Below are 13,379 nucleotides of genomic sequence, written 5' to 3'. Positions count from 1 at the left end.
ATAATCAAAGAAATGATCAATATAGCTTTAGCTGATGACCATAAAATGTTTGCCAAGGGTATCGCAGGTCTTTTGGAAGAAGAGGATGATTTCAATATCCTTGGCGTTTTTTCAAACGGATTGGAATTGTTGAATTTTTTGAAATTAAAAACTGTAGATGTAATCCTGACTGATATGAATATGCCGATCATGGATGGTGCGGGGGTGATCGAAGCCGTCAGGAAACTAAGGCCATACCCAAAAATCATTGTCTTGTCCATGTATGATGATGAAGCCATTTTTCAAAAGTGTCAAAAACTCGGAGCAAGTGCCTATGTACTCAAAAATGTGGATCCCGATGAACTTATATATACTATCAGAGAAGTTTTTGATGGTTCCCATATCATGAGTTTCCAAAAAGTCCTTCAGCAAAATCAAGACGATCTATACGCTGACATTTATAAAGAGAAATTCAAGCTGTCCAAAAGAGAATTACAGATCCTTAGAATGATAAAAAATGGGATGACCAATAGAGATGTCTCTCTAAATCTTCATTTGAGTATACATACCGTGGAGGCCCATAGAAAAAAAATTCATCATAAGCTTGGGGTCAGCTCAATAGCGGAATTGATCAAAAAAGCAGTCGACATGAAATTATGAAAAAAATAAAAACGGCTCTTGTAGGATTTGGGTCAGTGGGTGAAAAAATGCACGCCCAGTTGATTTCAGTATGTGAAGACCTGGAATTTGTCGCCGTGGTAGAACGCAACAATGAAAAATCGCGGGAAAAATACCCCCATATTGAAATATTCAGGAGTTTCGATGATTTGCTTGAATCAGATATTGCTGAACTGATAGTCATCGTTACCCCAAATGAGTATCATTTTCCACAGGCAAAAAAAGCATTGGAAGCAGGAAAGCATGTAGTGGTGGACAAGCCTGTCACGGTTCATTCCAAGGAAGCCCTCGAACTGAAGAGAATTGCAGATGAAAAGGGTTTGGTACTATCTGTTTATCAAAACCGGAGATGGGATGGGGATTTCCGAACTATCCAAAAAATACTGGCTGAGGATGTCTTGGGGAGAATTGTTCATTTTGAATCCCATTTTGACCGCTTCAGGCCTCATTTAGCTGATAATTGGAGAGAGAAAGAAGTGCCCGGAAATGGGATTACCTATGATTTGGGTACACACCTTATTGATCAGGCTGTGATGCTTTTTGGCAAACCAAAATGGGTCTATGCCGAGATCCTCAAGCAAAGAAGCAATGCCGTGGCGGATGATTTTTTTGACATCACGCTGATGTATGAAGGCATCAAAGCCAGGTTGACTGCAAGTGTACTTGTGAATGCACCTCTTCCAAAATTTTTGGTTCTTGGAGAAAAGGGCAGTTATATAAAATATGGATTGGATGTACAGGAAAAAGCCTTCAAGGCAGAAGAAATACCTCAGGGAGTCAATTGGGGTCTTGAAGCTTCAGAAGCATGGGGTCAAATGCACCTAGAAAATTCATCCGGTTCATACCCAACTGAGAGAGGTGATTACAGATTTTTTTATCAAAACATTGCCGATTCTATTCACGGAAAAGCATCATTAAAAGTAAAAATGGAAGAAGCCATCCTGGTTCTTCAGATCATTGAAGCGGCATTTAGAAGCAATGAGGAAGGGAGAAGGGTGGAATTGGAGGGATGAAGAAGGAGGGATGAAGAATCGACAGATGAAAAGTGACAGTTTGGATCTAGGGGTAAAAATGCCTTAGGATTTCCTCCCGTAAGTTGGCATGACCAGGAAAATAACCCGATAATTTATTGCCGGATTTAAAGGATTGGGGCCTAAAGTGCCTAGGGCAAAGACGATATAAAAAACATTAATTATCACTTTACATTCTTGTGATTCGATCTATTTCTTTAATTTTGCGCCCATGGCAAAAAATGACATTACTGCAGAGAATGCGCAATTAAAAGATATTATCGCCCATGCCAAAGAGTATGGCTTTGTTTACCCCTCATCCGAAATCTATGATGGCCTTCAGGCAGTTTATGATTATGGAGCTTATGGGGTGGAACTAAAAAACAACCTCAAGAGACTTTGGTGGGAGACTATGACCCGTCTCAATGACAATATAGTGGGAATTGATGCCTCCATTTTTATGCATCCCACCACTTGGAAAGCTTCCGGCCATGTGGATAGCTTCAATGACCCGATGATTGACAATAAGGACAGCAAGAAGCGCTATCGTGCGGATGTCCTGATAGAGGAAAAAGCTGCTTTCTATGAAAACTCAGGAGACAAAGACACTGCCCAAAATCTCCTGAATGCCATGGCAAGACTACTGGAAGCAGAAGATCTTGCCGGGGTTCGTGAATTGATTGTCAATGAAAACATATCTTGCCCGATCAGTGGCACTTCCAATTGGACAGAGGTCCGTCAGTTTAACCTGATGTTTTCAACGCAAGTGGGATCAGTGGCAGAAGATTCTTCTACGATTTATCTTAGACCTGAAACAGCACAGGGAATTTTTGTCAATTTCCTGAATGTTCAGAAGACAGCCCGAATGAAAGTTCCATTTGGCATTGCACAGATAGGAAAGGCTTTTAGAAATGAAATTGTTGCCCGTCAGTTTATCTTCAGGATGCGAGAATTTGAACAGATGGAGATGCAGTTTTTTGTCAGGCCTGGCACTGAGTTAGAATGGTATAAGGAATGGGCAGAAACCAGAACGAAATGGCACCGGGCCTTGGGAATTCCTGAAGAAAAGCTGAGACGACACGACCACGAGAAGTTGGCCCACTATGCCAATGCCGCCATGGACATAGAATATCAATTCCCCTTTGGTTTCAAAGAAGTGGAGGGAATCCATTCAAGAACAGATTTTGACCTAAAAAGCCATCAGGAATTCTCTAAAAAGAAACAGCAATACTTTGATCCTGAAATCAATCAAAACTATATTCCTTATGTAATTGAGACATCAATCGGTGCTGACAGGCTTTTTCTAATGACGCTATGCAATGCCTATGTAGATGAGGAGGTAGATGGCAAACAAAGGGTTTATCTGAAACTACACCCTGCTATAGCGCCTGTAAAAGCTGCTATTCTACCTTTGACCAAAAAAGATGGATTACCTGAAAAAGGAAAAGAAATCTTTGATGCCTTGAAATATGATTTCAATATCATTTATGAGGATTCAGCTTCCATTGGGAAGCGATATGCACGACAGGATTTGATCGGTACACCCTATTGCATTGCAGTAGACCATCAGACACTCGAGGACAATACCGTTACTATCCGCCACAGAGATACTACCAAACAGGAAAGAGTAGCCATTTCGGACCTTCATGGAAGGTTGAGTAAGGAATGTAGCTTTAGAAGAATATTCGAAAAGATTTAAATCCTAAAGCAGATAACCCCAAGAAAAAAAAGTTCTTGGGGTTATCTGCTTTAGCCTATTGGTTTGAAATCAACTCTGTTGATTCCAAAAATCTGTGAAAATTGAATTTTTGCCATTTAAATCTGAGATAAAAAAATGGTAATTCTTGATAGCCGATATCTACCAACAAAATTTGTTTCTTTTTAAAACTCAAGAAAGTACCAAGATCAAAATCGCAAATAGCCAAATTCCTAAGGCTAGGGTGAAGGGTGAATTATTTTTCATATACGTAAATACGTTTTTTGTAAAAGTATACACTCAAAAATAAAAAAGCAAATGAAATACAATTTTTTATTTATGAAATTCATTTTAATATATTTTTTAGGTAATTCAATCTATTTTTAGCTTCCACCCAAGTAATATAAATCAGTAAAATAAAAGTAAAATTGAAAACTTATATTTTAAATATTTAAATATGAAATATACCATACCTATCTTTTCAATAATGAAAAATTCTTCCCAAACATTTTAAATTGACATTGAATAATGATAACCTTGGATATGATTCTTATTAAAGATTAATTTCCAACATCTATATCAATCATCAGTTATTAATTTATGTCCAAAAATGCCATCGTCATTGGGTCAGGAATAGCAGGACTCGCAGCTGCCATCCGGCTTATCAATAAAGGTTTTGAAGTATCCGTTTTTGAAGCTAATCCGTACCCAGGAGGAAAACTCTCAGAAATAACCCTCAAAGGCTACCGCTTCGATGCAGGCCCTTCATTATTTACACTCCCTGAGCAAATGGAGGAATTGTTTCTCCTTTCCGGAAAAAACCCAAAGAAGCATTTTGATTATATCAAACTTCCGGTGGCCTGTCATTATTTTTGGGAAGATGGAAAACATATAAAGACTTGGGCAGATATCAATAAGTTTGCCGATGAAGTAGAAACCAAACTCGGAGAACCAGCAGAAAATATCAGAAAGGCACTAAAAAAATCATCTTATATATACGACCATCTGGCACCGCTATTTATGCATAGGTCACTGCATAAATTTGGAACCTGGACAAACAAAGAGGCATTAAAATCCTACCTAAAGATGGGGAAACTTGGGATTTTCAGCACCATGCATCATACCAATTCCAAGAATTTTGAACATCCGAAATTGGTACAGCTTTTTAACAGATATGCCACCTACAATGGGTCAAATCCTTATGAAACCCCTGCTACCTTAAATATTATCCCCCACCTTGAATTTAATATTGGCGCCTTCTTTCCTAAAAAAGGCATGCATGATATTACCTTAAGTTTGTTTCATTTGGCAAAAGAACTGGGAGTAAAATTTAATTTTAATTCCAATGTCGAAGAAATTTTGGTTGAAAAGGGCAAGGCTATCGGGGTATTTGTAAATGGCCAGAAAGTCTATGCAGATTTGATAGTCAACAATATGGACATGGTCAATGCCTACAAGACCATTTTAAGAAAACAAAAGCAACCGACCAAACTACTTGACCAGCCCAAATCAAGTTCTGCTTTGATCTTCTATTGGGGGGTCAAAAAAGTTTTCCCTGAATTGGACCTTCACAATATACTTTTTTCGGATAACTATAAAGCGGAATTTGATCATATTTTCCACCATAAAAGCATTTACAACGATCCTACTGTCTATATAAATATTACCTCCGTTTACAAACCTGATGATGCACCCGAAGGCTGCATGAACTGGTTTACGATGATCAATGTCCCCAATAACCAAGGTCAGGACTGGGACAAACTTATCCTTGAAGCAAGAAAATCTATAATCCAAAAAGTAAACCGCATCCTAAAAACCGATATCGAGTCTCTGATTGAAGTTGAAGAAATCCTGGAACCAAGAACCATCGAAAGCAAAACATCAAGCGCTAACGGGGCATTATATGGAAACAGTTCCAACAATAGATATGCTGCCTTTTTAAGACATGCAAATTACTCCTCAAATATTAAAAACCTCTTTTTTTGCGGGGGAAGTGTTCATCCAGGCGGGGGAATCCCACTATGTCTTCTTTCTGCAAAAATCATGTCTGAGATGATTGATTAATCCCCTTTCTAGCTTTTTTTGCCCAGATGCTACTAAAAATAAAATCACTTGTCAACTATAAGTAAATCTTCGAAATTGCTCATATTAATGCCTTCCATAAACTAAGAAGTTATCCACCAAAACCCAAGCTTAATAAGCGCCTGCTTTTCAATTGAAATTCATTTATGTCTTAAGTTTAAAAAATAATTTATTACTTTCGTTGATAGGGCAAATTTAAAAAACCACTATGCTATCATCAATTCCAAATTTTATCTTTTTATTATTCGGATTTCTTTACGCTGTGCTTTGGATTTGGGCACTTATTGACCTTCTCAAATCTGATTTCAAAAATCCTAACATGAAATTAATCTGGGCGGTTGTGGTTGTTTTTGCCAATCCCATTGGCCCTTTTATTTATTTTATAATATCTAAAGGACAAAAAATAAATCAGAGAAAATACTTTAACCTAAGGAGATAATGTTTGGACTTGGAATCATTGGCTTAGCCATTTATGCATACACTATCTATGATGTCGTTTCCAGTAATTTTGGTGGACAAAATGATAAGATCGTATGGGTTTTGGTTGTAATTTTTTTACCGTTTTTAGGAACTATTCTCTGGTTTTTGATTGGCCGGAAATCTACTTTATGAATTGTAGATTTTTTCTAAGGCTTCTTTTAATACTGGATATCTGAATTCAAAACCTGCTTTTTCGATTTTCTTGGCTGAGACCTTATTTCCACCGAGTACCATTTGGGCCATTTCACCCAAAAATATTTTCAATGCTAATCCCGGAACACCTATATCTATAAACATTTTCCCAGCTTTCTTAGCAGCTGCTTTTGTAAGGTCAGCATTTCTAGCGGGATTTGGCCCTACTGCATTATAGATACCGTTCATTTCCTTATTTTCAATGGTAAAGAGAAACATCTGCGCCAAATCATCAATAGCAATCCAACTCATCCATTGTTGTCCTTTTCCAAGAGGTGCGGCAACAGGTGGTTTTAGCATTTCTACCAAAGCGCCTCCTTTATTGTCCAAAACAATCCCAATTCGTAGCATTACTGTTCGTATTCCATGGTCTGCAATATTTTCCACTTCACTTTCCCATGCCGCTACTACCTGCGACAAAAAATCACTGCCCGGTTTTCCGTTTTCATCCATTAAGTTCTCTCCTGTATTGAAACCATAATAACCAACGGCTGACGCAGAAACGAATACATCAGGCTTTTTATCAGATTTTTCAATGGCGTGTTTCAGGAGTAATGTACTTTGTGTCCTGCTCTGCAGGATTGCCTGCTTTCTCTCAGCTGTCCATCTTTTATCAGCGACTCCCTCCCCTGCCAGATGAATAATTCCATCTGCCCATTGTAAGGCTTCCGAATCAATGCTTTGTTTATCCACATCCCAGGCAAAAGACTTTTGCTTGTACTTTTCCGGACTTCTGCTAAGCCATGCGACTTCATAGCCGTTTTTTTCCAACAAGCCTGTGATTTTCTTTCCCACTAATCCCGAACCACCTGTAATCAATATTTTTTTCATCATCAAATCTTTATGTTATAACCAAGAGCTCCCAAATAGGTTGAAGATCTTTTTATTTGACCAACTCAAAACCAACAAATACCGCTAAGACTCCAAGCATCAAACTACCCAATATGTATGCCAATGCAGTAAAATAGTTTCCTGATTGAATCAGGCCAAGGTTTTCAGAAGAAAAGGTTGAGAATGTGGTAAAACCACCACAAAAACCTGTAATCAATAAAAGCGACCAATCAGCGGGGATGTTTTGATTTTTTGTGAAATATCCCAATAGAAGACCTATCAAAAGGCAACCTACCATATTGGCAGTGAATGTGGCCAATGGAAAACTACTTCCATAAAATTTATCTGTCGCTACTTTGACGAGGTATCTTAATATACTACCAACTCCCCCCCCTATCCCAACCAAGATGATTTGTTTCATATTTAAATGGATTGATGAAATCTCTTTTTGATTTTTTTATGTTATTTTAAAATTGACTAGGGCTAATATTTATATAAATTTCCAGATTACCCGAACAAGTTGCTTAAAATTGATTTTAATTTGTTGACATTATTAGAATTCAAAACCAACTACAATGACGCTACCCAGGATTTTTCTCAATTTTCTTTTCATAATAGGATTTATCCTATCCGGTCTTGCCCAAACAGATTTAGACCAAAAAGTACCCCTTGATCCACGGGTCCGAATGGGAAAATTGGAGAATGGACTTACCTATTACATACAGCAAAACCCCAAACCCGAAAACAAGGTGGAACTCAGGTTGGCGGTGAATGCTGGGTCGATATTGGAGGGGGATGACCAACAGGGATTGGCGCATTTCACAGAACATATGGCCTTCAATGGCACCAAAAATTTCAAAAAAAACGAACTGGTTTCTTATCTGCAATCTATTGGGGTGTCATTTGGAAGGGATCTGAATGCTTACACTGGGTTTGACGAAACTGTCTATATCCTTCCAATCCCATCTGAAGATGAAGAAAAGTTGAGAAGTGGCTTTCTGGTCATGAGTGATTGGGCAGGAGGGATTTTGATGGAGGAAGCTGACATTGATGGGGAAAGAGGAATCATTGTCGAAGAATGGCGAACCGGGCAAGGCTACAGCCAAAGGATGCAGGATAAATATCTTCCTTTGATGCTTTACAACAGTAAGTACGCCGAACGCCTGCCCATTGGGAAAATGGATATTGTTGAAAATTTTGAATACGAAACCATCCGTAAATTCTACACAGACTGGTATAGACCCAACAATATGGCGGTAATTGCTGTAGGAGATGTAGACCCTGATAAACTTCAGGACCTGATCCACGAATATTTCGGGGTTTTGGAAAACCCTAAAAAATATCCTGAAAGAAAATATTTTGAAGTACCTGAACATGAAGAGACCTTTGTAAGCATACTTACCGATGAGGAAGCTCCCGGTATTCAGATTCAATTGTTTTATAAGCACAAAGCCCTTCCCAGCCAAACCCAAAAAGATTATCGAAATGTTGTTTTGAGAACTTTGTATGGGGGAATGTTAACACAGAGGTTGGATGAAATCAGACAGAAGCCTGATGCACCATTTATTTTTGCGGGCACAGGATATGGAAATTTTGTCAGAGACTTGGATTATTTTTCAGCTTCAGGAGTCGTTGCCCCCGGAAAGGTCGAGGCAGGCATTCAATCATTGATCGTAGAAAATGAAAGGGTTGCCCAATTTGGATTTACAGGACCGGAATTGGAGCGGGTAAAAAAAGCAGTATTGAATAATGCAGAAAGAGCATTCAAAGAAATGGATAAAACAGAATCCCGTACAATAGTAGGCAGATATGTCAATCATTTTCTGGATGGGAAATTTGCTGAAGGAGAGGCTTGGAAATACGAATTCTACAAAGAAATCCTTCCTAATATTAGCTTACAGGAAATTAATGACTTGGCAAAACAACTTGTTCGAAGTGAAAATAGGGTTATCATAGTCACTGGCCCAGATGCTGAAAAAGACAATCTGCCTTCCGAGGAAAATATCCTCGCCTTGATAGGCGAAGTGGACAACATGATGCTCAGCCCTTATGAAGAGAAGCTATTGGCAGAGAATCTGATTGAAGACTTACCGAATCCAGGTAAAATCGAGAAAATTTCAAAGATTGAATCCATTGATGTATCCGAAATTACCTTATCCAATGGCGTCAAAGTATTTGTAAAAACAACAGATTTCAAAAATGATGAAATCGTCTTTTCAGCTACTGGAAAAGGTGGGGTTTCATTATATGGTACTGAAGATCATTATTCAGCTAGTTATGCCGGCGTTTTAGTTAATATCATGGGAATCAGTGACTTTTCTCCTTCTGATCTGAGAAAAATATTAGCCGGAAAAAGCGTGTCTGTAACTCCCAATATCGGCACCTATTCTCAGAATATAGCAGGCTCCTCTTCTCCCAAAGATCTGGAAACAGCCATGCAGTTGATACACCTCTACTTTACCCAACCTAGAAAAGATCAGGAACTTTTTGATGTATATATGAACAACCAAAAAACACAATTGGCTTCTGCACAAGCCAACCCAGATTTTCAGTTTTCCAAGCATTTGAACAGGATTATTGCCAATGATAACATCAGGGCCATGAGTATTTATGACCCAGAGGATTTGGACAAAGTGGATATGGAAAGGGGTTTGGAGATTTATACAGATAGATTTGGCAACGCTGCCAATTTTGAATTTTTCTTTACCGGAAACATAGACCTCGAAATCTTTAAGCCACTATTAGAACAATATATAGGAAGCTTGCCTTCGGATAAATCAAATATTGACCAATTTGTAGATTTAGGAATCCGGGCACCAAGAGGCAAAACAGAGACCATAGAAGTAGGCACCGACGAGAAGAGTCAGGTGATCCTGTACTTTTCCGGAGAAACAAAATATGATAGAAAAAAAGCCACTGATATTTCCTATTTGGGAGAAATACTGACCATTAAGCTGATAGAGACACTCAGAGAAGAAATTGGGGGGGTGTATGGCGTCGGCGCAAATGGCAGTATGGGCATACAACCTGTCGGAAATTTTTCTTTTTCAATTGGATTCCCTTGCAGTCCTGACATGGTGGATCAGTTGATAGAAGCTGCATGGGCTGAAGTTAGAAAAATACAGGAAAACGGACCTACTGAAGAAGACCTCAATAAAGTAAAAGAAAAAAGAAGAATTGCTTTGTCCGAAAATCTAAAAAGAAACCAATATTGGAATGGGCAGCTCTCGGCAGTCCGGACTTATGGATTTGATTGGGAAGTCATTTTGGAGGCAACTGAAAATATTCAAGCTGTAAATCAGGAAAGGATCCAAAAAGTGGCTTCGGAATTCCTTATTCATGAAAACCTGCTAGAAATAAGGAAATATCCTAAGAAAAATTAATTATGGACTTACAATGGATATGGGAAGGCATTAAAGAAGGAGTGGCAGCAATGAGTTGGCTAGAGGCTGTGGCAGTTTTTTTTGGCATTGCAAGCGTATTTTATTCAATCAAGAAAAACATCTTGGTTTTCCCTACCGGAATGATCAGCACCATCATTTATGTTTATATCTGCCTGAAATACAAGCTCTACGCAGACATGGGTATCAACGCCTATTATTTTGCGATGTCCATTTATGGTTGGTACTTATGGAGCCGCCCTACCAATGGTAGCCCCGACCTACCCGTTACCTGGTTGAACAATAAAGGCATTATTCAGGCACTGTTGCTTTTTTTAGCTTCTTATGGCACCCTTTACCTTGTGTTGGCAAATTTCACGGATAGCGACGTACCCTATTGGGATTCTTTCACCACTGCTTCGGCTTTTGTGGGGATGTGGCTGATGGCTAAAAAGAAAGTAGAAAACTGGATAGCCTGGATTATCACTGACATTGTTTCTGTGCCATTATATTTTTACAAAGGCTTGATGCTTACCTCATTTCAATTCTTGTTTTTTACAGTGCTGGCAACCATTGGATTGATAGAATGGATAAAATCCGCAAAAGTAAAAGAGGAGCAATATGCCGCATAAAATCGTAGTCTTAGGTCCTGAATCAACCGGAAAGAGCACTTTGTCAAAAAGTCTTGCAGAATATTTCAATTGCCCTTGGGTTCCAGAATATGCCAGGGAATATATTGAAAGATTGGACAGACCTTACGAATATGACGACTTGCTTGAAATTGCCAAAGGTCAAATTAATGAAGAGGAAGAGGCAATAGTGATATCTGAAGACCTTCTAATTTGCGATACTGACCTACATGTCATCAAGGTATGGAGCGAACACAAATTCGGGAAAGTACATCCTTGGATAGCGCAACAAATAACAGAAAGAAAATATGACTTGTATTTATTGACAGACATTGATATTCCATGGGAAAATGATCCTCTAAGAGAACATCCGGAACCCGAGCAGCGAAACCACTTTTTTGAAATCTATAGAAGCATTGTGATGGATTCAGGATTACCGTTTAAAGTTATCTCGGGATCAATCGGGGAAAGATTGAATGATTCAGTTCAATTTATAGAAGAAAAAATCCCCCTCTTCAATTAACATTTATTTCATTTACCAATTTTGAATTCAGGCTTTCTTTACATAATTTTTTAGGAATTTTCCAACGATAATAAACCCAACACAGCATGAAAAAATTTTGTGTATTTTCCTTCTTGTTCCTTTTCTTTTTAGTTTCAATATCCAAAGCACAGGACAAGCCCAATGAAGATGACCCGGCCAAAATCATCGGGTATTTCAGTTACCTCAATCCCCTTGTAAAATTCAGTGGAGGCGAAACTATCAACAACTTCAGTAACGGCTATGCCATGGGTTTTCCTACCGGATTGATTTATCGAACAAATAGCAACCGCTATGGGTTTATATTTGAGTTAGTGCCCATCATAGTTTTCAAGGAAGGTAGCAGCAGGATGGACAATCTTGTTTTCAACCCTGGAATTCAGTTTCACTTCCCTAAAGGGTGGAATTTCAACCAATTGTTGTCATTTGAAACTTCAGGGAGATACGGATTGACGCCTGTAATCAGCAAGACTTTAAGGGTCGGCGAGTTTACTTCTTGGTTCATGACCATTCCTGTGCCAATCAGGTTTGGTAATGACAATCCTACTTCCTTAAAATTAGCGCTTCAATTGGGTATAGCATTTTAAAATATGTTAATTCTTACTTTAATTATACCATACTTCACATATTACAATCATAGATATTTAATTTAAGCTACCTTTGTAGCTAGACTGTATGCTAATCACCCGATATGTCATACAATCTAAATAAAATCATAGTAATCTCAATATCAAAATGATGCGTGCCCCAAGATTTAACAATGCCACTACTTTCCATTCAGAGTTGAAGGAAAGAATCAAAAATTATTTTACTGAAAAAAATGTAAAACAAACAGGAAATTCTTCCCTGTATTTCAAAGCAATCCTATTTGTGATTGCTTTTATTGCGGTATATGTCCATTTGGTTTTCTTTACACCATTTTGGGCCATTGGAGTTCTAGAGGCAATCCTTCTCGGGGGTCTCGCATCAGCGATAGGATTTAATGTGATGCATGATGGTGCGCATGGAAGTTTTAGCAGGAAAAGTTGGGTCAATGAACTTGCAGGTTCTTCTATCAATTTTCTTGGAGCAAATGTATTTATGTGGAAGACCAAGCACAATGTGGCCCATCATTCCTTCACTAATGTAGCAGACCATGATGATGACATGAATGCCAGGCCTTTCTTAAGATTGAACCAAACACAAAAGCACTTTAAAATTCATAAATACCAGCATCATTATTTTCTTTTTGTTTATGGATTATTATATCTGTATTGGGTATTTGTAACAGATTATAAGAAATATGTACAAAAAAGAGTAGGTTCTGTGCCTATTCAAAAAATGGGTTGGAAAGAACACACTTCATTTTGGGGATTCAAAGTGACAAACCTGCTTCTTTTTGTTGCTTTACCGATTTATATGGTGGGCTTTTTGCCATGGTTGGTAGGCTTCTTGGTTTTTGGAGTATCAACCGGAATTTTCCTCAGCGTAGTATTCCAACTTGCACATTCTTTAGAGGAAACTTCATTTCCACTGCCGGATGAAAAAAATAAATTGGAAAATGATTGGGCAATACATCAATTAAAAACCACTGCAAATTTTGCTACAGACAATAAAGTCCTTTCATGGCTTGTGGGAGGATTGAATTTTCAGGTAGAACACCACCTTTTTCCAAACATCTCTCATATTCATTACCCTGAGATTAGTAAAATCATCAAGGAAACATGTAGGGAATACGGAATTCCTTATTTGGAACATCCAAAGATGAGATTGGCTTTTGCATCCCATATCAACCACTTAAGGGAGTTGGGGAAAAGACCTTGATTTACCAATAATCCTGACTAAGTTTTGGCCAAAGAATTAATTCTTTGGCCATTTTTTTTGCTTCATTGCCATTTCCAT

The 13,379-nt window shown here is 38.3% G+C and carries 13 protein-coding genes; 11 read left to right on the top strand and 2 right to left on the bottom strand.

Annotated elements, in window-relative coordinates; translation table 11 throughout:
• Window positions 1–12 precede the first annotated feature (12 nt).
• The 6 genes from HMJ38_RS17530 (at window position 13) to HMJ38_RS17505 (ending at window position 6,057) form a co-directional block, all read left to right on the top strand.
• The gene (locus HMJ38_RS17530) at window positions 13–639 is read left to right on the top strand and encodes a response regulator (protein WP_194975725.1); all 627 of its coding nucleotides are present in this window, start codon (window positions 13–15) and stop codon (window positions 637–639) included.
• A complete protein-coding gene (locus tag HMJ38_RS17525) occupies window positions 636–1,670 on the top strand; it encodes a Gfo/Idh/MocA family oxidoreductase (RefSeq protein WP_194975724.1) in 1,035 nt (344 codons plus the stop codon). The genes HMJ38_RS17530 and HMJ38_RS17525 overlap by 4 nt, the downstream gene beginning before the upstream one ends.
• Window positions 1,671–1,899: 229 nt before the next feature.
• Window positions 1,900–3,366, top strand: coding sequence for a glycine--tRNA ligase (locus tag HMJ38_RS17520; protein ID WP_194975723.1), 1,467 nt, complete (start codon window positions 1,900–1,902; stop codon window positions 3,364–3,366).
• Between the two features lie 597 nt (window positions 3,367–3,963).
• Window positions 3,964–5,427 (top strand): 1-hydroxycarotenoid 3,4-desaturase CrtD, encoded by a 1,464-nt coding sequence (gene crtD / locus HMJ38_RS17515; RefSeq protein ID WP_194975722.1) that lies wholly within the window; start codon window positions 3,964–3,966, stop codon window positions 5,425–5,427.
• A gap of 226 nt (window positions 5,428–5,653) precedes the next feature.
• Window positions 5,654–5,884 carry a PLD nuclease N-terminal domain-containing protein gene (locus HMJ38_RS25560; protein WP_194975721.1) on the top strand — a complete coding sequence of 77 codons (231 nt, stop codon included), beginning with the start codon at window positions 5,654–5,656 and terminating at the stop codon, window positions 5,882–5,884.
• Entirely contained in the window at window positions 5,884–6,057 is a 174-nt protein-coding gene (locus HMJ38_RS17505) for a PLDc N-terminal domain-containing protein (protein ID WP_194975720.1), read from the top strand. The genes HMJ38_RS25560 and HMJ38_RS17505 overlap by 1 nt, the downstream gene beginning before the upstream one ends.
• Here HMJ38_RS17505 and HMJ38_RS17500 read toward each other — a convergent pair.
• Window positions 6,052–6,948 (bottom strand): TIGR01777 family oxidoreductase, encoded by an 897-nt coding sequence (locus HMJ38_RS17500; RefSeq protein ID WP_194975763.1) that lies wholly within the window; start codon window positions 6,946–6,948, stop codon window positions 6,052–6,054. The two genes, HMJ38_RS17505 and HMJ38_RS17500, sit on opposite strands and share 6 nt — an antisense overlap.
• A 52-nt stretch (window positions 6,949–7,000) precedes the next feature.
• Complete coding sequence (gene crcB, locus HMJ38_RS17495; protein ID WP_194975719.1) at window positions 7,001–7,369, bottom strand: fluoride efflux transporter CrcB; 369 nt, start codon at window positions 7,367–7,369, stop codon at window positions 7,001–7,003.
• A gap of 154 nt (window positions 7,370–7,523) precedes the next feature.
• Between crcB and HMJ38_RS17490 the strand changes: the two genes are divergently transcribed.
• From HMJ38_RS17490 to HMJ38_RS17470, 5 genes are all read left to right on the top strand, one after another.
• Entirely contained in the window at window positions 7,524–10,331 is a 2,808-nt protein-coding gene (locus HMJ38_RS17490) for a M16 family metallopeptidase (protein WP_194975718.1), read from the top strand.
• A 2-nt stretch (window positions 10,332–10,333) separates the two neighbouring features.
• Window positions 10,334–10,960 carry a nicotinamide riboside transporter PnuC gene (pnuC, locus tag HMJ38_RS17485; protein ID WP_194975717.1) on the top strand — a complete coding sequence of 209 codons (627 nt, stop codon included), beginning with the start codon at window positions 10,334–10,336 and terminating at the stop codon, window positions 10,958–10,960.
• Window positions 10,950–11,480, top strand: coding sequence for an AAA family ATPase (locus HMJ38_RS17480; RefSeq protein WP_194975716.1), 531 nt, complete (start codon window positions 10,950–10,952; stop codon window positions 11,478–11,480). The genes pnuC and HMJ38_RS17480 overlap by 11 nt, the downstream gene beginning before the upstream one ends.
• Before the next feature lie 86 nt (window positions 11,481–11,566).
• The gene (locus HMJ38_RS17475; protein ID WP_194975715.1) at window positions 11,567–12,085 is read left to right on the top strand and encodes a hypothetical protein; all 519 of its coding nucleotides are present in this window, start codon (window positions 11,567–11,569) and stop codon (window positions 12,083–12,085) included.
• Between the two features lie 151 nt (window positions 12,086–12,236).
• A complete protein-coding gene (locus tag HMJ38_RS17470) occupies window positions 12,237–13,301 on the top strand; it encodes a fatty acid desaturase family protein (protein WP_194975762.1) in 1,065 nt (354 codons plus the stop codon).
• The last annotated feature ends 78 nt before the right edge of the window (window positions 13,302–13,379 follow it).

The sequence above is a fragment of the Aquiflexum lacus genome (assembly GCF_015476655.1).
GTDB lineage: Bacteria > Bacteroidota > Bacteroidia > Cytophagales > Cyclobacteriaceae > Aquiflexum > Aquiflexum lacus.
The sequence above is the reverse complement of the archived record's forward strand: the minus strand, read 5'-3'. Positions and strand labels throughout refer to the sequence as shown.